Source organism: Jatrophihabitans sp., assembly GCF_036389215.1.
Taxonomy (GTDB): domain Bacteria; phylum Actinomycetota; class Actinomycetes; order Mycobacteriales; family Jatrophihabitantaceae; genus Jatrophihabitans_A.
Map to the genome: position 1 here is coordinate 1 of NZ_DASVQG010000174.1, position 19,210 is coordinate 19,210.

At 71.0% G+C, this 19,210-nt stretch carries 21 protein-coding genes and 2 pseudogenes; 9 read left to right on the forward strand and 14 right to left on the reverse strand.

Annotation, left to right across the window (positions count from 1 at the left end; all coding sequences use genetic code 11):
• The 3 genes and pseudogenes from VF542_RS08890 to VF542_RS08900 form a co-directional block, all read right to left on the reverse strand.
• Positions 1-205 (reverse strand): annotated as a pseudogene (locus tag VF542_RS08890) (MFS transporter); the annotation flags it as partial.
• A gap of 690 nt (positions 206-895) precedes the next feature.
• Positions 896-2,125 (reverse strand): annotated as a pseudogene (locus VF542_RS08895) (copper resistance protein CopC); the annotation flags it as partial.
• Complete coding sequence (locus tag VF542_RS08900) at positions 2,122-2,796, reverse strand: zf-HC2 domain-containing protein (RefSeq protein WP_408651345.1); 675 nt, start codon at positions 2,794-2,796, stop codon at positions 2,122-2,124. The gene VF542_RS08900 and the pseudogene VF542_RS08895, both read right to left, overlap by 4 nt.
• 139 nt (positions 2,797-2,935) lie before the next feature.
• Between VF542_RS08900 and VF542_RS08905 the strand changes: the two genes are divergently transcribed.
• On the forward strand, positions 2,936-3,487 hold the full coding sequence (locus VF542_RS08905; RefSeq protein WP_408651346.1) for a sigma-70 family RNA polymerase sigma factor: 552 nt from the start codon (positions 2,936-2,938) through the stop codon (positions 3,485-3,487).
• A gap of 3 nt (positions 3,488-3,490) precedes the next feature.
• Here the strand turns inward: VF542_RS08905 and VF542_RS08910 are convergent, their stop codons facing one another.
• The 3 genes from VF542_RS08910 to VF542_RS08920 form a co-directional block, all read right to left on the reverse strand.
• A complete protein-coding gene (locus tag VF542_RS08910; RefSeq protein ID WP_408651347.1) occupies positions 3,491-3,826 on the reverse strand; it encodes a DUF3817 domain-containing protein in 336 nt (111 codons plus the stop codon).
• Positions 3,823-4,218, reverse strand: a complete 396-nt coding sequence (locus VF542_RS08915) for a hypothetical protein (protein WP_408651348.1) — start codon at positions 4,216-4,218, stop codon at positions 3,823-3,825. The genes VF542_RS08910 and VF542_RS08915 overlap by 4 nt, the downstream gene beginning before the upstream one ends.
• A gap of 80 nt (positions 4,219-4,298) precedes the next feature.
• Positions 4,299-4,739 carry a VOC family protein gene (locus VF542_RS08920; RefSeq protein WP_408651349.1) on the reverse strand — a complete coding sequence of 147 codons (441 nt, stop codon included), beginning with the start codon at positions 4,737-4,739 and terminating at the stop codon, positions 4,299-4,301.
• Positions 4,740-4,748: 9 nt separating this feature from the next.
• On the opposite strand from VF542_RS08920, the gene VF542_RS08925 reads away from it, so the two are divergent.
• From VF542_RS08925 to VF542_RS08935, 3 genes are all read left to right on the forward strand, one after another.
• Positions 4,749-5,948 (forward strand): NAD(P)/FAD-dependent oxidoreductase, encoded by a 1,200-nt coding sequence (locus VF542_RS08925; RefSeq protein ID WP_408651350.1) that lies wholly within the window; start codon positions 4,749-4,751, stop codon positions 5,946-5,948.
• A 45-nt stretch (positions 5,949-5,993) separates the two neighbouring features.
• Positions 5,994-6,518, forward strand: coding sequence for a DoxX family protein (locus tag VF542_RS08930; protein WP_408651351.1), 525 nt, complete (start codon positions 5,994-5,996; stop codon positions 6,516-6,518).
• Between the two features lie 147 nt (positions 6,519-6,665).
• Positions 6,666-7,385 (forward strand): GAF and ANTAR domain-containing protein, encoded by a 720-nt coding sequence (locus VF542_RS08935; protein WP_408651352.1) that lies wholly within the window; start codon positions 6,666-6,668, stop codon positions 7,383-7,385.
• Positions 7,386-7,398: 13 nt separating this feature from the next.
• Here VF542_RS08935 and VF542_RS08940 read toward each other — a convergent pair whose 3' ends face one another.
• The gene (locus VF542_RS08940; protein WP_408651353.1) at positions 7,399-9,177 is read right to left on the reverse strand and encodes a thiamine pyrophosphate-requiring protein; all 1,779 of its coding nucleotides are present in this window, start codon (positions 9,175-9,177) and stop codon (positions 7,399-7,401) included.
• 363 nt (positions 9,178-9,540) lie between these two features.
• Here VF542_RS08940 and VF542_RS08945 point away from each other — a divergent pair, with 363 nt between their 5' ends.
• The gene (locus VF542_RS08945) at positions 9,541-9,669 is read left to right on the forward strand and encodes a hypothetical protein (protein WP_408651354.1); all 129 of its coding nucleotides are present in this window, start codon (positions 9,541-9,543) and stop codon (positions 9,667-9,669) included.
• A gap of 399 nt (positions 9,670-10,068) precedes the next feature.
• A complete protein-coding gene (locus tag VF542_RS08950) occupies positions 10,069-10,236 on the forward strand; it encodes a hypothetical protein (RefSeq protein WP_408651355.1) in 168 nt (55 codons plus the stop codon).
• 39 nt (positions 10,237-10,275) lie between these two features.
• Here the strand turns inward: VF542_RS08950 and VF542_RS08955 are convergent, their stop codons facing one another.
• The 3 genes from VF542_RS08955 to VF542_RS08965 all read right to left on the reverse strand — a co-directional run bounded on the left by VF542_RS08955 (position 10,276) and on the right by VF542_RS08965 (position 12,393).
• On the reverse strand, positions 10,276-11,010 hold the full coding sequence (locus tag VF542_RS08955; RefSeq protein WP_408651356.1) for an ABC transporter permease: 735 nt from the start codon (positions 11,008-11,010) through the stop codon (positions 10,276-10,278).
• Positions 11,007-11,726, reverse strand: coding sequence for an ABC transporter ATP-binding protein (locus VF542_RS08960; protein ID WP_408651357.1), 720 nt, complete (start codon positions 11,724-11,726; stop codon positions 11,007-11,009). The genes VF542_RS08955 and VF542_RS08960 overlap by 4 nt, the downstream gene beginning before the upstream one ends.
• A 67-nt stretch (positions 11,727-11,793) precedes the next feature.
• On the reverse strand, positions 11,794-12,393 hold the full coding sequence (locus VF542_RS08965; RefSeq protein WP_408651358.1) for a phage holin family protein: 600 nt from the start codon (positions 12,391-12,393) through the stop codon (positions 11,794-11,796).
• On the opposite strand from VF542_RS08965, the gene VF542_RS08970 reads away from it, so the two are divergent.
• Positions 12,386-13,102, forward strand: a complete 717-nt coding sequence (locus VF542_RS08970; RefSeq protein WP_408651359.1) for a hypothetical protein — start codon at positions 12,386-12,388, stop codon at positions 13,100-13,102. The two genes, VF542_RS08965 and VF542_RS08970, sit on opposite strands and share 8 nt — an antisense overlap.
• Before the next feature lie 31 nt (positions 13,103-13,133).
• Here the strand turns inward: VF542_RS08970 and VF542_RS08975 are convergent, their stop codons facing one another.
• Entirely contained in the window at positions 13,134-14,453 is a 1,320-nt protein-coding gene (locus VF542_RS08975) for an aspartate aminotransferase family protein (protein WP_408651360.1), read from the reverse strand.
• Between the two features lie 170 nt (positions 14,454-14,623).
• On the opposite strand from VF542_RS08975, the gene VF542_RS08980 reads away from it, so the two are divergent.
• On the forward strand, positions 14,624-15,334 hold the full coding sequence (locus VF542_RS08980) for a maleylpyruvate isomerase family mycothiol-dependent enzyme (RefSeq protein WP_408651361.1): 711 nt from the start codon (positions 14,624-14,626) through the stop codon (positions 15,332-15,334).
• Here VF542_RS08980 and VF542_RS08985 read toward each other — a convergent pair.
• Complete coding sequence (locus VF542_RS08985) at positions 15,315-16,511, reverse strand: acyl-CoA dehydrogenase family protein (protein ID WP_408651362.1); 1,197 nt, start codon at positions 16,509-16,511, stop codon at positions 15,315-15,317. The genes VF542_RS08980 and VF542_RS08985 overlap by 20 nt on opposite strands.
• Positions 16,512-16,871: 360 nt before the next feature.
• Positions 16,872-17,858: an HpcH/HpaI aldolase/citrate lyase family protein gene (locus VF542_RS08990; protein WP_408651363.1), complete on the reverse strand. Its 987-nt coding sequence runs from the start codon at positions 17,856-17,858 to the stop codon at positions 16,872-16,874.
• Between the two features lie 158 nt (positions 17,859-18,016).
• Between VF542_RS08990 and VF542_RS08995 the strand changes: the two genes are divergently transcribed.
• Positions 18,017-18,268 (forward strand): hypothetical protein, encoded by a 252-nt coding sequence (locus VF542_RS08995; protein ID WP_408651364.1) that lies wholly within the window; start codon positions 18,017-18,019, stop codon positions 18,266-18,268.
• 23 nt (positions 18,269-18,291) lie between these two features.
• Here VF542_RS08995 and VF542_RS09000 read toward each other — a convergent pair.
• The coding region (locus tag VF542_RS09000; RefSeq protein ID WP_408651365.1) for a DMT family transporter at positions 18,292-19,210 on the reverse strand (919 nt) is incomplete at its 5' end.

Here is a 19,210-nt window from a genome sequence, read left to right on the forward strand (position 1 = left end):
TGAAGTACGCCGCCGCGTTGATCCCGTTCGCCGGCTCGCGGACGTAGGCGCCGCTCACCACGATCGGCCCCCGCGGCGCGGCGGTGGCAGCGGCGGCAGCGGTGTCAGAGGCTGCCGCCAGCGGTTCGGAGCCCCGGATCAGGCCGGCCAGCCCCGCCCCGGTCAGCAGCATCGCGGCGACCAGGGTCAACGGAAGGCGTTTCACGCCATACATGATCCCTCAGCCAAGCCATGGCTTCGCTGTGAGAACCCCGACGGCGTTCCGCAGCATCCGGCCGCGGCCATCTCAGAACACCTTGACCCGGGCGACCGCGACGGTCGAGTCGAACTCCGACGTCTGGACGGCCAGGTGAAACTCCCATAGCCCCGCGGCCGGCAGCAGTACCTCGGCGGAGGTGTAGCTGCCCGGCCCGGCCGCCCGCAGCTTCAACGGGATCGGCCCGAGCTGCTGGGCCGGCAGGCTGGCCGTGGCAGTGATGCCGGTCGGGCGCGGGCCGCCGGTGAGCCGCACCGAGATCCGGACGTTGCCGTGCACCCCCGGCGTGACCTCGACCGACGCCTGGGTGTCGGCGCTCACCTGGACGGTGGCGTGCTGGGGCTTGCTGTGCTCGGCCGCCAGCGCCACCTTGCCCGGCGGCTGGAAGATCAGCACTCCGGTCACGGCGAGCACCAGGGCGCCGATCACCACCTCGCACAGCAGGGTCCGGCCCAGCCCGGCCGGCAGCTCTCCCCCGGACGGCAGCCCTTCCCCGGTTCTCAGCTCTCCCCCGGCCGGCAGCCCTTCCCCGGCCGGCAGCCCTTCCCCGGCCGGGGGCTCTTCCCCGGAGCGCGCTCCGATGGCCGCCGGCACGGTGGCAGTCGCCGGCACGGCCACGGCGACCGGCCGCGTTCGCAGGACCGCCCGCCGGGCCAGGTAGCCCAACCCGAGCACCGCGACGAACAGCACCACCTTCAGCAGCACCAGCTGGCCGTAGCGGGTGGTGGTGATCGCGTCCAGTGCGCCGACCTCGCGCCAGGCCTGCAGGCCGCCGGTCACCGCCAGGGTGGCGATGCAGGCCATCGCGACCCGGGAGAAGATCGGCAGCCCGGCCGACAGCTGCGCCCGGTCGAGCTCCGCGTCGTCGAAGTCGGCCCGGCCCGAGCCGGCGTGGCTGAGCGCGGCCACCAGCAGCACCACCAGGCCGCCCAGCCAGATGATCATGGCGCTCAGGTGCAGGCCGTCCACCAGCACCCACAGCCAGCGCGGGTTCGCCGACCGGGAGTGTCCGGTCGCCGCGAACGTCACCACGATGCCGGCCGCCACGACAGCCGCCGCCTCGGGCCCCCCGCTCGGCCGGCGCCGCACGTCCTCGTCGAACAGCGAGCTGAGCACCATGCCGAGGATGCCCAGCAGCAGCACCCGCAACGACAGCAGCTGGCCGGCATTGCCGTGCAGGCTGGCATCGAGCAGGCCGGTGTCGGCCACCGACGAGAGCCCGCTCCCGGCGGCGTACGGCCCCTCGAGCAGGTACTCGCTGACGGCGCCGAGACCCGCCACGGTCCACCCGGTCCAGACCAGCCGGCGGATCGAACGGCGGCTGGCGCCGGCCGGCCACAGCGTGAACACCAGCCAGCTGCCGCCGACCATCCCGATCCCGGCGAAGCTGAGCCAGTGGCTGAGCGCCAGGCCGGTCGACACCGCGCCGTCCACCGGCGCCGATGCCGACCCGGACCCACCGCCGGCATCCAGCGGGCCGTCGCCCACCACGTACCGGACGCTGCCGGCCACCGGATGCGAGTCCGCGGAGATCACCCGGAAGCTGACCAGGTAGTTGCCGTTGCCGAGCCCCGACCGCAGCGCCACCGTCACCGAGCTGTCGTTCCCGTCGGGATGGGTGACGAGCCCGCTGTCGACCCGCCGGCCGGCCGAGTCGACCACCCGCAGGTAACCCGGCTGCAGGCCGACCTGCTCGTTGAACCGCAGCGTCACCGTTGCCGGCGACTGGGCGAGCCTGCTGCCATCGGCCGGGTCCGAACCCACCAGCACGGTGTGCGCCGACGCCGGTGCGGCCAGCAGCAGGCCCAGGACCAGCGTGGCAAGGACTGCGCCGAGGACTGCTGGCAGGGCAAGCAGCCAGCGCCTCACGCGGCCCTCCGGTGGCGACGCGGCAGTGCCCGCGACAGGCTGTGCCCGTCGGCGCGGGCAACCGGCCGGCCCGGCCTGGGCACCCGGTCGGCGCGCGCCAGGACGGCCACCAGCACCAGCCCGAGCACCACACCGGCATGGCTGCCCAACCGGGCGCCGGTGACCGCGCCGGCCAGCAGGTCCGGCACGCTGAGCACCGACAGCACCGCCACGAAGGCGAGCAGGATCGGCACGGTGCCGGCCGCCCGGGCCGGGCGCAACGCCACGGCCAGCAGGGCGGCGCCGACCGCGACGTTCCAGGCCGCGCTCTCGTGCGCCTGGTGTGCCCCCATGTGCATCGCCGCGCCCATTCCGATGTTCTCGCCCCACGCCCCCGGCACCGCCAGCGCCCACTGCAGGACGGCCAGCAGCATCAAGCCCAGCTGCACCAGCCGCCGCCGCCGCAGCAACCGGGCCGCCGGCAGCGCGACGTCGCGCAGGACCGGCTCGCTCAGGTCCGGCGGGGTCACCCCGGACACCCGCAGCAGCCGGCCCGCCCGGGTGGCGGCGGCCAGCCAAGTCGAGCATTCCTGGCAATGTGCCAGGTGATCGTCCAGCACTACCCTCGGCATGCCTGGATCCTCGCCGTCCAACCTGGCCGACGCGGCTTCCCGGTAGGGATCACAGCTCATACCCAGCACAGTCGGGTGCACTGGTTGTTCAGTTCCCAGCCTGTGGCGCCGGTCACGGCATTAGGGTGCAGCCACCAGGTGGGCCATCCGTCCGAGCCGGCACGTCGAATGCCTGAATACGTGAGAGAGGAGGTCACCGGTGCCACCGCCAGAGCAGGACTTCGACCCCGTCACGCTGTCGGCGCTGCGGGCCCGAGCCGGTGACTCCGAGGCCGCGACGGCGTTCGTGCGCGCCTGCCAGGGCGACGTCTGGCGGCTCTGCGCGCACTTGGGCAGCCCCCGGGACGCCGAGGACCTGACCCAGGAGACCTTCGCCCGGGCCTTCGCCTCGCTGCACCGGTTCGCCGGCCGGTCCTCGGCCCGCACCTGGCTGCTCTCGATCGCCCGGCGGGTCTGCGCCGACGCGATCCGCACCCGCCGGCCGAGCACCCCGGTCGCCGACCTCGAGCTGCCCGGACGCAGCCGGGACCCGGCCGACACGGTCAGCCTGCGGCTGCTGCTCGACAGCATCGACCTGCCGTTCCGGGAGGCGTTCGTGCTCACCCAGGTGCTGGGACTGGCCTACGCCGAGGCCGCCGACGTGGTCGGCTGCCCGGTGGGCACCATCCGGTCCCGGGTGGCGCGGGCCCGCGATGCGCTGGTGGCCGGTCTCGGCGAGGGCAGCTCCCGAACCGCTCGCGGCACCGGCTGAGCGTCAGGACACCCCGCGCGACCGGACCTCCGCATGTGCCTGGCGCTCGGCGACGAACGAGGCGAACGGAATGGTGCCGGCCAGCATCACCAGGCCCAGCTTCAGCCAGCGCCAGCGCAGCCGGATCCCGAGGTCCACCGCGGTGACCAGGTACACCATGAACAGGAAGCCGTGCGCGGTGCCGATCACCGACACCGGACCGGGATGGTGGGCAAGGTACTTCAGCGGAATGGCCACCACGACGAGCAGGACGAGCAGCGTCCCGGTGACATAGGCCAGGATCCGGTAGCGCAGGAAGGCCCCGGACAGCCCGCGCTGGCTGGTGGTGGTGCTGGTCACTCGGTGGCCTCTCGGTCGGCGGCGTTCAGGTGCGCCAGGTAGGCGTTGAGTCTGCGCCGCTCCGGGTCGGTCTCCACGGCGGGGCTGGACGGTGCCTGGGTGTAGCCCAGGTACCGGCTGGGCGGGGCGGCCGGCGGTTGGGCCGGGCCGGCATCCTCAGCCGGGCGCAGGTGGTCGCTGACCACCCGGAACCACATCAGCACGGTGAAGCCGACGAAGGCCCACCACTGCAGGGCGTAGGCGTAGTTGCGCAGGTCGCCGTGGTGCCGGATCGCGGCGCGCCACTGCCAGTGCCCGAGCCAGATCATCGCGGCGCAGGCCGCAAGCGTGATCGCGTGCAGCAGCAGCCACTTCGGCCGCAGCAGCGTCAGCTTGCTCGGACGTCCGGACACGCCATCACGGTACGTCCCGCGGATAGGGCCAGCCACGGCACCGGCGATTGCCCGGCTGTCTGGTGGAGGCCCGAGCCGGCTCAGCCTTCGGACGCAGGCCGTCTCGGCTTCCAGGCGTACAGCTCCAGGGCGATGTTGTCCGGATCGCGGAATTCCAGGAGGTGGGCCATCCCGATGTCCTTGACGCCGGCGTGGGCTATCCCCAGCTCGTCCAGCAACCGGGCCGCGTTCTCCAGGTCAGCCACCCCGTCGACGAGGAAGCTGAGGTGATCCAGGCCCACCCGGTTCTCGTCGAACCGGTCTCCGGCCGGCGCCACCGGGCGAAGCCCGAGCAAGGCGTTGCCGACCTGGTAGATCACGCCGCCGTACAGGTAGCTCAACTGCTCGCGGGTTGCCTCATCCGCGTCGTCCGCGACCTCCAGGGCGATCGGCAGCCCGAACACCTGCTCGTAGAACGCCCGGGACCGGTCGATGTCGGTCACGGTCAGCCGGACGTGGGAGTAGGCGGTCGTGATCGGCATCCTCCGATCATGCCATCGGCCCGGCAGCGCAGACCATCGGCTTCGCAGGGCACCGGCGGCGTGCACCGCCGAGCGGGCGACTGGCAGGCTGGCGGGATGGATCCGGTGATCGTGGTGGGTGCGGGGATCTCCGGCGTCAGCTGCGCGCGGGTGCTGGCCGAGGCCGGCCTGCCGGTCCGGGTGCTCGACCGCGCCGGGCAGCCTGGTGGCCGGATGGCGAGCGAGCGGCACGCCGGGCGCGCGATCGACACCGGCGCCTCGTACTTCACGGTGGCCGACGAGCGGTTCGATCTGCTGGTGCGGGACTGGCAGCGGCGGGGGCTGGCCCGGCCGTGGACCAAGACCTTCGCGGTGTACGAGCACCGCACTTCCAGCCAGCACCGCACCTCCAGCCAGCACCGCACCTCCGGCCAGCACCGCACCTCCGGTCAGCACCGCAACGCCATCCGCCTCAGCACCGGCCCGCTGCGCTGGACTGCCACCGCCGGCCTGCGCACCCTGGTCCAGGATCTCGCCGACACCGCGGGGCTCAGCGTCGAACGGACCGGCGTGGAACTCGTCGAGTCCGGCCCGTCCGGCCTGCTGGTGGACTCCCGGCCGGCCTCGGCGGTAGTGCTGGCCATGCCGGATCCACAGGCCAGGGCGATCCTGCACCCCGCACTGGCGGCCGAGCGGGCCGGCCTGTCCGCCGCCTTCGAGCCGGTGCTGGTGCTCAGCGCGGGGTGGCCCGAGCCGATGTGGGGCGAATTCGACGGCATCTTCGTCAACGACGACGAGCGGCTGTCCTGGATCACCGATGACGGCAGCCGGCGTGGGGACGGGGCGCCGGTGCTCATCGCGCATTCCACGACGTCCTGGGCCGCGGCACACCTCGACCAGCCGCACCTCGACCAGCCGCACCCGCACCAGCCGCACCACCCGGACCTCGACCAGCCGGACCAAGCGACCCGGTCCCTGCTGGGGGCGCTGCGGGAGGTGCTCGGCATCGACGCGGCCCCGGCCTGGACCCACCTGCACCGCTGGCCGCACGCCAAGCCGGCGGCAGGGCGACCCGAGAGCTTCCAGCTGTGGCCGAGCCTGGTCGGCGCCTGCGGGGACGGCTGGTCCACCCGGCCCCGGGTTGAGGCGGCGTACCTGTCCGGCCTGCTTCTCGGTGAGGCGCTGGCGAGCCGGCTGGGCGAGTCCGGCGGCGGTCCGGCGCGGCGCTGACGCCCGGGGTGACGCCACTCGCCCTGAGTTGGCATGATGGGTTACATGCTTCTGGTCCGCGCGATCGCCCGTCCGCTCCTGGCCGCCCCCTTCATCAGCGGTGGGGTGAACACCCTGCGCAAGCCGGCCACTCGGGTCGCGGCCGCCGACCGGGTGGTGAACCCGCTGCTGAGCCGGGTGCCGCAGCTGTCCAACACCGAGCAGGTGGTCAAGCTCGATGCCGCCGCCAAGATCGTCGCAGGCTCGATGCTCGCCCTGGGCAAGCTGCCCCGGGTCTCGGCTGCCGTGCTGGCGGTCAGCCTGGTGCCGACCACGGCCGCCGGCCACCCGTTCTGGGAGGAGCAGGACCCGGTTCGGCGGACCCAGCACCGGGTGCACCTGATGAAGAACGCCGGCCTGCTCGGCGGCCTGCTGCTGGCCTCGGTCGACACCGCGGGACGCCCCTCGCTGGGCTGGTGGGCCCGGCGCACCCCCCGCGTGCTCAGCCACGCGGCCAGTGGGCTGCGCCGCGACACCGAGCTGGCACTGCAGTCGGCGACCCACACCGTCCGGGACAAGCTTCCCGTCTGAGGGCGTACAGTCGAGGGCCGGACAGGCAGCGTCCCTCTCTCAGCATCGGGTCGGCTATCTGCTCCGCCTGCTGAGAAATTTGCGAATGAACTCTGCGAATGAGGACGCCGTGACGGACACCTCTCCCACCGCTGTCAGCGTGATCTGATGGCTTCCGACGAGACGCTGCAGCACCTCGCCGAGGCCTTCGCCAGCCTGGAGCCGCACGTCATCGAAGCCGCTCCCGCCGAGGATGTGCTGAACTCGATCACCGGCAACGGCCTGCGGGTGGTGTCAGGTGCCGAGCACTCGGCGATCACCCGTGGCCGGCCCGGAGCCTTCAAGACGGTGGCCGAGACCAGCGACGTGCCGCTCAAGGTCGACTCGATCCAGTACGAGCTCGGCTACGGCCCCTGCATCGACGCGATCGTCGACAACACCACCTACGTCTGTCCCGACCTTGCCGAGGAGCAGCGCTGGGCCGGCTTCGGCCGGCGCGCCGTCGAGGAGGTCGGCATCCGCAGCATGCTGTCCTTCCGGATGTTCCTCGAGGACGACGACCTGATCGCCGGTCTCAACTTCTACTCCAGCGAGACCGACGCCTTCGACGAGAACGCCGTCACGACCGGCCTGCTGCTGGCCACCCACGGCGCCCTGGCGCTGTCGGCGCTGCGTCGCGGCGACACCGCCGCCCACCTGGCCCGGGCGCTGGAGAGCAACCGCGAGATCGGCGTGGCGATGGGCGTGCTGATGGCGCAGCACAAGATCACCCGCGACCAGGCGTTCAACCTGCTGCGGATCACCAGCCAGCACACCCACCGCAAGCTCTCCCAGATCGCCGCCGACGTCGCCGACAGCGGCACCCTGGAGCTTCCGAAGCTCCAGTAGCACTGGAGTACCACTAGGGCAGGATGTCCTTGGCCTTCTGCTTGATGCCCTGCTTCACCATGCCCCAGGCGTTCTCGTCCCCGCGCAGGATCGCCTCGGCGGTCGACTTGGCCTGGGCGAAGGTGGAGTGCGGCGGGATCGGCGGCACGTCGGGGTCGCAGCGGATGTCGAGCACGGTCGGCCGGGTCGCCGACAGCGCCGCCTCCCAGGCCGGCCCGATCGCCTCCGGGGTGTCGATGTTCACCCCGGCCAGGCCCAGGCCCCGGGCGAAGGCCGCGTAGTCGACGTCGGGCAGGGTCTGGGACTCGGCGAACTTCGGGGCGCCTCCCATCGCCCGCAGCTCCCAGGTCACCTGGTTGAGGTCGTTGTTGTGCAGGACCGCGACGATCAGCCGCGGGTCGGCCCACTGCTGCCAGTAGTGCGCGATGGTGATCAGCTCCGCCAGGCCGTTCATCTGCATGGCGCCGTCACCGGCCAGCGCGATCGCCGGACGGTCCGGATGCGCCCACTTGGCGCCGATCGCGTACGGCACCGCGGGCCCCATGGTGGCCAGCGTGCCTGACAGCGAGCCGCGTACCTCGCCGGAGAACCTCAGGTGCCGGGCGTACCAGTTGGCCGCGCTGCCGGAGTCGGCCGCCACGATTGCGTTGCCGGGCAGCCGGTCGGAGAGCTCGGAGAAGATCCGCATCGGGTTCACCGGGTCGGCGCCGGTCAGCGCCTGGCGTCCCAGGGTCTCCCAGGAGTCGGCGACGTTGCGCTCGATCTCCTCGCGCCAGGCCCGGTCGGTCTTGCGCCGCAGCAGCGGGATCAGCGCGCGCAGGGTGAGCTTGGCATCCCCCACCAGGTTCAGCTCGTACGGGTAGCGCATCCCGATCCAGGTGCCGGACCGGTCGATCTGGATCGCGCGGGCCTGCTCCAGCGGCGGCAGGAACTGGGTGTAGGGGAAGTTCGACCCCACCGTCAGCAGGGTGTCGCAGTCCATCATCAGCCGGTAGGACGCGGTGGTTCCCAGCAGGCCGATCGAGCCGGTCACCCACGGCAGCTCGTCGGACAGGACGTCCTTGCCCAGCAGCGCCTTGGCCACCCCGGCACCGAGCAGCTCGGCGACCTCGGTCAGCTCCTCGACACAGCCGCGAGCACCCTGCCCCACCAGCACGGCGACCTTGCCGCCGGCGTTGAGGATGTCGGCGGCCTGCCGTACCGCTTGGTCGTCCGGCTGCGGGGTGGCCGGTACCAGGCCGAGGCTGGACGGCACCTGCTTGAAGGCATGTTCGGGCGCGGTGTACTCCAGGTCGAAGACGTCGGAGGGAAAGATCAGGCAGGTCGGCGCCTGCTCGGTGAGCGCGATCCGGATCGCCCGGTCGATCAGGTTGGGAAGCTGCTGAGGCACCGTGCACATCTGCACGTAGTCCGAGCAGACGTCCTTGAACAGGTTCAGCAGGTCGACCTCCTGCTGGTAGGAGCCACCCATCGCCGAGCGTTCGGTCTGGCCCACGATGGCGACGACCGGCACGTGGTCGAGCTTGGCGTCGTAGAGCCCGTTGAGCAGGTGGATCGCTCCCGGCCCGCTGGTCGCCGCGCAGACTCCCACCTGCCCCGAGAACTTGGCGAAGCCGACCGCCTCGAACGCGGCCATCTCCTCATGCCGGGCCTGGACGAACTGCGGGTCGTTGTCGGCGCGTCCCCAGGCCGCGAGCAGGCCGTTGATCCCGTCGCCGGGATAGCCGAAGACCTGCCGGACGTTCCATTCGCGCAACCTGGCCAGCAGGACGTCGGCCACCGTGTTCGCCATCTACCGAGGCTCCTTCCGCCTGTCACTGGCCTACCTACCCCATACCCTGTCCTACTCCTCAGCCTGTCGGGGTACCACGTGGCGGTGGCCGACTGCGGGCCGGTGATCACCGAACCCCTTTGCACAGTGGTCATCGAGGACTCGTTCTGCGACGGCAGGCCGCCGCTGGATCTGGTGGGGGCAGGTTTCGTCGACGATGTCGCGCCGTACGAGCTGATCAGAGTCGGCTGCTCACGGAATCCATTGTGCGCTGGGCCATCCGGGCTCGCCGGCCGGCTAACGGACCACGGACAGAGGCGATGACCGATCCGGTTCTAGCCCAGTTCCTCGAGGGGTTGATGCGCGAGGAGATCGCGCCGCTGCTTGCCGGCGGAGGAGCGCAAGCAGCGGGTGGAGGACCTGCCCGAGGCCGGCGTGGCCACCATGGTGCACTCCTGGCACGAACTCGCCGAGGTTATCCTCGGCCCGCTGATCCAGCGGTGCCGAGGCTAGCCCTCTTCGATCACTTTCGGGAGCAGCGGCACCCTGAAGCTGCTGTTCAACTAGGAGCGCTGCCTGCTCAACGCCACCGGGTGCCGTCGCTCCCCTCCTGTCTACCGCAGACTCACCGTGAGAGCAACGTTCTGTTGTTGCTCGATCACAGCCGGTCATCGGGCTCGCGTCGGCTGAGTAAGCCCTTCGGCTTCTTCGACAGTGCTCTGTGGCGACGGCCCGACCACGGCTCTTGCGGGCGGCTGGCATTGCGAGTAAGCCTGGAAGTCTGTTATCGGCGATGAGAGCCCGCACCAGCGACCTCTTGGTTTCCGCCGGCTTTACGCGGAGAAGCCGCGCCCTATCTGGTCCTGACGGCCCACCGGCCGGTCGGTGACTGTTGCCCGCCGGGAGACTCCCATGGCGCTGTCTGAGGAAGAGCACTCGAAACTGACCGAGGTCGAGCGCGAGCTGGCCGCTGACCAGTTGCTGGCATCGTTCTTCGCCTTCGCGGCGGCCGAACCGGGCCGTCCGCGGTCCGGCCCGGGCCGGCGGATGCGGTGCTCGCGGGCGCGCCGGCGCCGCTAGCACCGCACTGTCAGAAGCGCACTGTCAGGAGGCGCACTGTCAGGAGGTTCGCCGGCGCAGGGTGGCCGCCCCGAGCGCCAGCGCCGCCACGATGCAGGCCAGCACCACCGCGACGTCGCGGAACAGCACGGCATCGACGGTGCCCTGCCCCACCCGGGCCAGCCCCTCGACCGCGTAGGACATCGGAAGCAGGTTGCTCAGCCAGCGCAGCAGGTCCACCATCTCCGAGCGAGGCGTCAGCAGCCCGCACAGCAGGAACTGCGGAAGCACCACGGCGGGCAGGAACTGCACCGCCTGGAACTCCGTCCGGGCGAACGCGCTCACCAGCAGGCCCAGCGCCATGCCCAGCAGTGCGCTGGCCAGCGCCAGCGCCAGCACCCACCCCACGCCGGCCCGGGCGTCCAGGCCGAGCCAGCCGAACGCGATCAGCGACACCACGCCGACCTGGACGACGGTGGCGACGGCGAAGGCGCCCGCGTACCCGAGCAGCAGGTCCAGCTTCGCCAGCCGGGTGGTGAACAGCCGCTCGAGGGTCCCGCTGGTGCGCTCGCGCAGCATCGCCACCGAGGTCACCAGGAACATGGTGATGAACGGGAAGATGCCCAGCAGCGACAGGCCGATGCTGTCGAAGGTCCGCTGCGAGCCGTTGTAGACGTAACGCAGCAGGATCATCAGCACGCTCGGGACCACGACGAGCATCGCGACGGTGCGCGGGTCGTTGCGCAGCTGGCGCAGTACCCGGCCTGCCGTGGCGGCGGTGATCGCGGGGTTCACCGGGCCTCCTCCGAGTCCGTGGCCAGCCGCAGGAACGCCTCTTCCAGGTCCTCGGTGCCGGTCTGGTGCCTGATCGCCGCCGGGGTGTCATCGGCGTAGAGCCGCCCGTCGCGCAGCAGCAGCAACCGGTCGCAGCGGGCCGCCTCGTCCATCACGTGGCTGCTGATCAGGATGGTGCTGCCGCCCCGCGCCAGGTCGTGGAACAGGTTCCACAGATCGCGCCGCAGCACCGGGTCCAGCCCGACCGTCGGCTCGTCCAGGACCAGCAACGGCGGCGCGCCGACCAGGGCGCAGGCCAGCGAGACCCGGGCCCGCTGGCCGCCGGACAGCTGATCGACCCGGTCGGCCGCCCGGTCGGCCAGGTCCACCGAGGCCAGCACCTCCTCGACCCGGTCCGCTCCGGAGGTCAGCGCGGCGAAGTACCGGACGTTGTCGGCCACCGACAGGTCCGCATAGACCGACGGCGCCTGGGTGACGTAGCCGATCCGGGTCCGCAGCGCCGGGTCACCGGCCGGCAGCCCCAGCACGGTCACCGTGCCGGACCGGATCACCTGCACCCCGACGATGCTGCGCAGCAAGGTCGTCTTGCCGCCGCCGCTGGGACCGAGCAGCCCGGTGACCTGCCCGGCCGGCACGGCGCAGCTCAGGTCGAACAGCACCTGCCGCTTGCCGCGGTACACCACCAGGTTCTCGACGGCGATCGCTGGATCAGCCATGCACGACTCCGGCACTCCGATGGGCGTACGTTTCGCGCCGTACGCTACGCCGCCCGGGTGCGACTTCTCAGGACTGGAACCGGCGCGGATCGTCGCGGCGTCGGGTTGGCAGCGCCAACTCCGCGAGCCAGCTGAACACGGCGATCAGCAACCCGCCCAGCACCGCAGCACCGAAGCTGTCGACGTCCAGATGGCTGCTGAGCCCGGCGGTGATGCCGAGCAGCGCGGCATTGACGACGAGCAGGAACAAGCCCAGGCTCAGCACGATCAGCGGCAGGCTCAGAAGTTTGAACAGCGGCCCCAGGATCGCGTTCACCAGCGAGAACAACACCGAAATCCACAGCAGCGCGCCGAACTCGCCGTGCACCTCGATGCCGGGCACGATCTCGGCCACCACGCCGATGACGACCGCGAGCAGCAACAGCCTGAGCACCCACCGCGCCAGCATGGCGCCTCCCCCCGTACCGCCGTCACCGAACCGCCCGTCGCCGAACCGCCCGTCGCCGAACCGCCCGTCGCCGAACGGCCCGTCACCGAACGGCCCGTCACCGAACCGCCCGATCAGCCTCCGCGGCTCTGATCCGAAACCTAGCCGGTCGGGGGTGCTGGGCTGCGTGTCGTCGGCGAAACTCCCGATCCGGCGGTTCAGAATCCGGAGCGTGAGCATCCGGCGATCCAACGGCCCGGCAAGCGCCCCGGCTTCCGACCCAGCCGATGGGGTGCCGGCGTGGCAACGCCGGACCGAGGGCGAGCAACGCTGGTGGGTGGCGCTCGCCATCCTGGCCGCGGTGATCCTGCAGATGCTGCTTCCGGACCGGTTCGTGTTGCATCCCCGCTACGTCCTGCCGGTCATCGAGCTCGCCGGGCTGCTCGTGCTGGTGATCAGCCATCCCGAGCGGATGTCGCGGCGCACCCGCGGGGTCCGGATCGGCAGCCTGCTGGTGCTAGCCCTGGTGGCGGCCAACAACGCGATGTCGGTGGTCCTGCTGGTGCACCGGATCACCACCGGTGGCCAGATCGGGGCGCTGGAGCTGCTGGCCGGCGGCGGTGCGATCTGGCTGACGAACACCATCGTGTTCGCCCTGTGGTACTGGGAGTACGACCGGGGCGGCCCGGCAAGCCGGGCACTGGGCCTGGCCGACACACCTGACCTGCTGTTCCCGCAGATGACCGATCCCAAGCTGGCGCTGAACTGGGAGCCGATCGTCATCGACTACCTCTTCGTGTCCTACACCAACTCGACCGCGTTCTCGCCCACCGATACCGTGCCGCTGTCACGCTGGGCAAAGGTGCTGTTCATGCTGCAGTCGGCGATCTCGCTGGTGACGGTCGCGCTGATCGCCGCTCGCGCGGTGAACATCCTGCCGGGCTCGTAGCACCAAGCTCCTAGCAGCAGCTCCCAGCGGCTCAGCCCTCGTAGTGGTGGCCGACCGCGGCCAGCGCCTTGTCGACGGCGGCCAGGCCCTGGCGCATCTCCTCGTCGGTGATGGTGCAGGGCGGCACGATGTGCAACCGGTGGTAGTTGGTGAACGGCAGCACGCCGTTTGCCTTGAGTGCGCCGACCAGCTCCGTCATCGCCGGTGACGTGCCGCCGTACGGGGCCAGCGGCTCGCGGGTGGCCCGGTCCTTGACCAGGTCCAGTGCCCAGAACACCCCCAGCCCGCGCACCTCGCCGATCATCGGGTGCCGCTCGGCCAGCTCGCGGAGCCCCGGACCGAGCACCTGCTCACCGATCCGGGCCGCGTTCTCGACGATGCCCTCCTCGGTCATCGCGGTCATGCTCCCCACCGCCGCCGCGCAGGCCAGCGGGTGCCCGGAGTAGGTCAGCCCGCCCGGGAACGCCCGGTCGGCGAACGTCCGGCAGATCTCCTCGGAGATGATCACGCCGCCGAGCGGGACGTAGCCCGAGTTCACGCCCTTGGCAAAGGTGATCAGGTCCGGCACCACGTCGTAGTTCTGGACGGCGAACCAGCGGCCGGTCCGGCCGAAGCCGCACATCACCTCGTCGGCGATGTAGACGATCCCGAACCGGTCGCACAGCTCCCGCACGCCCTGCAGGTAGCCCGGCGGCGGCGGCATGATGCCGGCGGTGCCGGGGATGGTCTCCAGGATGATCGCGGCGATCGTCGCCGGGCCTTCGAAGCCGATCACCTGCTCCAGGTGCTCCAGGGCGCGCTCGCACTCCTCCGCCTCGGTGCTGGAGTGGAACGCCGAGCGGTACAGGAACGGGCCGAAGAAGTGCACCGCGCCACTGGTGCCGAGGTCGTTGGGCCAGCGCCGGGGGTCACCGGTCAGGTTCACCGCGGCCTGGGTGCCGCCGTGGTAGCTGCGGTAGGTGGAGAGCACCTTGTTGCGCCCGGTGTGCAGCTTGGCCATCCGGACGGCGTACTCCACCGCCTCGGCCCCGGCGTTGGTGAAGAACACCTTGGCCATGTTCGCCGGCGCCCGCTCGACGATCATCCGGGCGGCCTCGCTGCGGGCGGCATTGGCGTGCTGCGGGGCGACCGTGCAGAGCAGGTCGGCCTGCTCCTTGATCGCGGCGACCACCTTCGGATGCTGGTGCCCGATGTTGGTGTTCACCAGCTGCGAGCTCAGATCCAGCAACTGGTTGCCGTCGCCGTCGGTGACATAGCTGCCGGACGCCGAGGTGATCACCAGTGGTGTGAGGGCGGCCTGGGCCGACCAGGAGTGGAAGACGTACTGGCGGTCGAGTTCGTAGGTGTTCATAGCGGTCATTCTCGAAGTCCCGTCCGGCGCTGCGGCCTTATAGGTTGGCGGCGGCGCAGCCGCTTCGGCGACGGGCAACCCTCTGCCGTGATCGTAGGCCGTGATCGCAGAGAGCACGCCCGCCGCGGTGGCAGGTGCGCCTGGAGGACAAGCTATTCGAGGAGGCCGAGATGTACTACCAGTTGTATGTGGAATCCGCGCGCCGCGTGGAGGAGCTGGTCACCCCGCTCGACGACGCGACGCTGGACACCCGAACCCCGGCCTGCCCGGAGTGGACGGTGCGCGAGATGCTCGCCCACCTCGCCGGTGGCGCCGCCTCGTTCGGCACCCCGTCCTACGTGGGCCTGGGGACCGACCCCTGGGCGGCCGAGCACGTCGAAAGCCGCCGGGGTGCCTCACTGGCGGACCTGCTGACCGAGCGACGGGTGTGCACTCCCAAGCTCGAGCAGCTGGCGCCGGAGGATCGCAGGTGGCTCCAGGTGGTGCACGACGCGCTGCACCATGAGAGCGACATCCGCGCCACCATCGGCGCGCCGAGGCTGCCGATGGACGCGGTGGTCGCGGCCTTCCCGCTGATCGACGCGGTTGCCCCGTACAAGCTGGCCCCGGTCGGCACGGTCACCGTGGAACTGGACGGCCACGCCAGCACCTACGGCGAGGGCGAGCCGGATGCGGTGGTGCGGACGTCGCTGTTCGAGTTCTGGCGCGGCGTCTTCGGCCGGCGCAGCGACGCCCAGATGCGCTCCTGGGTGGTCTCCGGCGACGCCGCCGCCTTCGCCCGCGCCCTGCCGGCCTTCGGTCCCCGGACGACGGACCTGGTCGAACATGCCTCAGAGGCGGAGGCGATGGCCGAACCGGGCGTCAGGAGCGGTACTCCTTGAGCAGGCCGCGGCTGATGATGGTCTTCTGGATCTCCGAGGTGCCCTCGCCGATCAGCAGGAACGGCGCCTCGCGCATCAGCCGCTCGATCTCGTACTCCTTGGAGTAGCCGTAGCCGCCGTGGATCCGGAAGGACTCGCTCGTCACCTCGGCGCAGTACTCGCTGGCCAGCAGCTTGGCCATCCCGGCCTCGACGTCGTTGCGCTGGCCGGCGTCCTTCAGCCGTGCCGCGTTGGTCATCAGCAGGTGCGCGGCCTCCACCTTGGTCGCCATCTCGGCGAGTTTGAAGGCGATCGCCTGGTGCTCGGCGATCTTCTTGCCGAAGGTCCTGCGCTGCTGGGCGTAGTCGATGGCCAGCTCGAAGGCCCGGATCGAGATGCCGCAGGCCCGGGCGGCGACGTTGACCCGGCCGACCTCGATGCCGTCCATCATCTGGTAGAAGCCCTGGCCGCGCTTGTCCGGGCCGCCCAGGATGTCCCCGCCCGCCACCGCCACGTCGTCCATGATCATCTCGGTGGTCTCGACGCCCTTGTAGCCCATCTTCTCCAGCTTGCCGGGGATCCGCAGCCCCGGCCGGGTCTCGCCGAAGCCCGGCTCCTTCTCGATCAGGAAGGTGGTCATGTTGCGGTAGACCGACTCGGCGCCCAGCTCATCCTTGACCAGGGTCGCGACCACTCGCGACCTGGCGCCGTTGGTGAGCCACATCTTCTGGCCGTTCAGGCGGAAGCCGTCCCCATCGGCAGTGGCCCGGGACTTGATGGCGGCGACATCGGAGCCGACGTCCGGTTCGGACATCGAGAACGCGCCGCGCACCTCGCCGGTGGCCATCTTGGGCAGCAGCCGCCGCTTCTGCTCGTCGGTGCCGTGCTGGGCCAGCAGGTAGGCGACGATGAAGTGGGTGTTGATCACGCCGGACACGCTCATCCAGCCCCGGGCGATCTGCTCGACCACCAGGGCGTAGGTGAGCAGCGATTCGCCGAGGCCGCCGTACTCCTCGGAGATGGTGAGGCCGAACAGCCCCATCTCGGCCATGCCCGCGACGATCTGCTCCGGGTACTCGTCGGCATGCTCGAGGTCGTGGACGTTCGGCAGGATCTCCTTGTCGACGAACTCCCGGACGGTGGAGAGGATCTCCTTCTGGATGTCGCTGAGACCGGCTGTCTGGGCGAGACGAGCCATGATGGCGATACCTCCGGGATCGGCGGGTGCGCGGTGAAGTTACCGGCCAGTATCCGGGCCGTAAGCCTTATGAGGCCAGCAGGACCCCGGTGACAAGGCTCTCAGCGGGTGCACCGAGCCGTCCACGCTATCCGGTCGCCGTGGTGTCGCATCGTCGGCGGCCTGGTGTTGGAACCTTCGCATCGTTGGCCGCCCAGCCGAGCCTTCCCCGGCGAGTCACCCTGCTACGCGGCCAACGATCAGCCCGGACGCACCTCTGGCCACGATCAGCCGGACGGCCCCGGGCGCACCGCGGCCAACGACCAGCCGGGGACGCGCCGCCACACAAACGCGCCGCCACACAAAGCAGCGAGAACCGGCTCAGCCTTCCGGCGGGGTGAACACCGAGGTCCGGGACAGCCCGGCCGCCCGGCCCTTGGCGGCGACCACCAGCGCCATCTTGCGGGACGCCTCGTCGATCATCTCGTCGCCGATCATGGCCGAGCCCTTCGCCCCGCCGGCTTCGGAGGTGTAGTAGTCGTAGGCGTCCAGGATCAGCTCGGCGTGGTCGTAGTCCTCCTGCGACGGCGCGAAGATCTCGTTGGCGGCCTCGATCTGTCCCGGGTGCAGCACCCACTTGCCGTCGAACCCGAGCGCGGCCGACCGTCCGGCCACCCGGCGGAAGCCGTCGACGTCACGGATCTGCAGGTACGGCCCGTCGATGGCCTGCAGGTCGTGCGACCGGGCCGCCATCAGGATCGACATCAGGATGTGGTGGTAGGCATCGCCCACGTCATAGCCCGGCGGCTGCTCGCCGACCACGAGGGTGCGCATCTTGATCGAGGCCATGAAGTCGGCCGGGCCGAAGATCAAGGTCTGGATCCGCGGCGAGGCCTGCGCGATCTCGTCGATCGCCAGCAGGCCCCGGGCGTTCTCGAGCTGGGCCTCGATGCCGATCCGGCCGACCGGCAGGCCGATGGTCTTCTCGATCTGGGTCAGGGTCATCTCCAGCCACTGCACCTGCGCCGCGCTCTGCACCTTGGGCAGCATGATCGCGTCCAGGTTGGCACCGGCGCCCTCGACCACCTCGATGACGTCGCGATAGGTCCAGTGCGTGGTCAGGTCGTTGACCCGGACCACCCGCAGCTTGCTGCCCCAGCCACCCTCGTTCAGCGCCGCCACGATGTTCTTGCGGGCGCCGGGCTTGGCCAGCGGCGCGCAGGCGTCCTCGAGGTCGAGGAACACCTGGTCGGCCGGCAGGTCCTTGGCCTTCTCCAGGAAGCGCGGGTTGGAGCCGGGCACCGCCAGGCAGGACCGGCGCAGTTGCAGCGTTTCGGGCTGGGCGTCAGAGGCGTCAGAAGCGGTCATAGCTGCTGAGGATGCCACCGGCGGCCACCCGCTCGCAGGACGATGTTCGCGGGCTCACACCGCGCGAGGCGCCGCCGGCGAGCCCAGGTCTGCCCGGCGCGGGTCTTCCGTTCCTTTGATACCATACATACTATTTGTTCCTACCTTCTGGAGGACTTATGAAGCTTGGTGCCCGTTCCCGGATCGTCATCGGCGCGGCCGTGCTCGCCGCCGGAACCCTGCTCGGGCCGAGCGCTCCGGCATCGGCGACCTACCCGATCTGCCAACCGGACACCTGCGACATGCTGATCGAGTACTACTCCGACGCCACCTTCACCGTGCGCGTCGGCGAGTACGAGGACGGCCCCTGCGGGTACGTGAACTGGGGCGAGATGACCCAGTACTCCAAGTCCTTCCGCAGATACTGCTAGTCCAGTCCGGGCCGGCCCCAGCCTCAATCCAGGTCGGGCACCGGCTCGGCGGTCCGGGCGCGGGAGCGCACCACCACGATCAGGCCGACCAGCAGCAACACCAGCCCCGGGATCGCGCTGGCCGGCGGCCGCTGGTGCAGCCAGACCGCCGCGATCAGCGCGGCGCCGGGAACCTCGATCAGAATGGTCAGGCTCATCAGGGTGGCGCTGACCGAGCGCAGCACCACGTTGAACAGGCTGTGCCCGAGCAGCTGGGCGCAGCCGGTCACCGCCAGGATCAGCAGCCAGGCCCGGCCGGAGTAGCCGCCCAGCGGCTGGCCGCCGGCCAGGCAGGCCACCAGCAACCCCAGCGCGCACACGCTGTAGCAGATGGTGGTGTAGGTGGCCGTGGACATCTCCTGGCGGGCGCTGGCGCCGGTGGTCACGTAGGCGGCGGCGAAGATCGCGCCCAGCACCGCCAGCGCGTCGCCGGTCAGCGCCTGCGCCGAGACCGCGAAGTCCGCGCCGGCGATCAGGGCGGTGCCGGTGATCGCCAGTGCCATCCCCAGCCAGGCCAGCCGGGGCAGCCGGCGGCCGGCCACCGCGGCGATCAGGGCGGTGAACACCGCCTGGGTGGCGACCAGGGCGGTGGCCGAGGCGACCGAGGTCAGCTTGACCGAGGGCACCCAGGTGCCGAAGTGCAGGGTGAGAAAGACCCCGGCAAGCGAGGCCACCGCCCACCCCCGGCGGTCCAGCGCGGTGAATTCGGCCCGGTTCCGCAGGCCGGTGAACAGCCCGGTGCTGCCCGCGCCGAGGGCGTTGCGCCAGAACGCGATGGCCAGCGCCGGCGCCGCGGTGGCCGCCATGATCGGCCCGGACGCCGACACTCCGGCCAGAGCCACCGCGAGCAGGCCGGCGTCGCGAGCCGGCGGCAACACCAGGGACTCCGGGGGCTGCTCGGTC

What these genes read in the sequence shown, in the direction of transcription:
- VF542_RS08900 (WP_408651345.1), bottom strand. Translation starts at nt 2,796, where the DNA reads ATGAGCTGTGATCCCTACCGGGAAGCCGCGTCGGCCAGGTTGGACGGC.
- VF542_RS08920 (WP_408651349.1), bottom strand. Translation starts at nt 4,739, where the DNA reads ATGCCGATCACGACCGCCTACTCCCACGTCCGGCTGACCGTGACCGAC.
- VF542_RS08925 (WP_408651350.1), top strand. Translation starts at nt 4,749, where the DNA reads ATGCCATCGGCCCGGCAGCGCAGACCATCGGCTTCGCAGGGCACCGGC.
- VF542_RS08930 (WP_408651351.1), top strand. Translation starts at nt 5,994, where the DNA reads ATGCTTCTGGTCCGCGCGATCGCCCGTCCGCTCCTGGCCGCCCCCTTC.
- VF542_RS08935 (WP_408651352.1), top strand. Translation starts at nt 6,666, where the DNA reads ATGGCTTCCGACGAGACGCTGCAGCACCTCGCCGAGGCCTTCGCCAGC.
- VF542_RS08940 (WP_408651353.1), bottom strand. Translation starts at nt 9,177, where the DNA reads ATGGCGAACACGGTGGCCGACGTCCTGCTGGCCAGGTTGCGCGAATGG.
- VF542_RS08950 (WP_408651355.1), top strand. Translation starts at nt 10,069, where the DNA reads ATGGCGCTGTCTGAGGAAGAGCACTCGAAACTGACCGAGGTCGAGCGC.
- VF542_RS08960 (WP_408651357.1), bottom strand. Translation starts at nt 11,726, where the DNA reads ATGGCTGATCCAGCGATCGCCGTCGAGAACCTGGTGGTGTACCGCGGC.
- VF542_RS08965 (WP_408651358.1), bottom strand. Translation starts at nt 12,393, where the DNA reads ATGCTCACGCTCCGGATTCTGAACCGCCGGATCGGGAGTTTCGCCGAC.
- VF542_RS08975 (WP_408651360.1), bottom strand. Translation starts at nt 14,453, where the DNA reads ATGAACACCTACGAACTCGACCGCCAGTACGTCTTCCACTCCTGGTCG.
- VF542_RS08980 (WP_408651361.1), top strand. Translation starts at nt 14,624, where the DNA reads ATGTACTACCAGTTGTATGTGGAATCCGCGCGCCGCGTGGAGGAGCTG.
- VF542_RS08985 (WP_408651362.1), bottom strand. Translation starts at nt 16,511, where the DNA reads ATGGCTCGTCTCGCCCAGACAGCCGGTCTCAGCGACATCCAGAAGGAG.
- VF542_RS08990 (WP_408651363.1), bottom strand. Translation starts at nt 17,858, where the DNA reads ATGACCGCTTCTGACGCCTCTGACGCCCAGCCCGAAACGCTGCAACTG.
- VF542_RS08995 (WP_408651364.1), top strand. Translation starts at nt 18,017, where the DNA reads ATGAAGCTTGGTGCCCGTTCCCGGATCGTCATCGGCGCGGCCGTGCTC.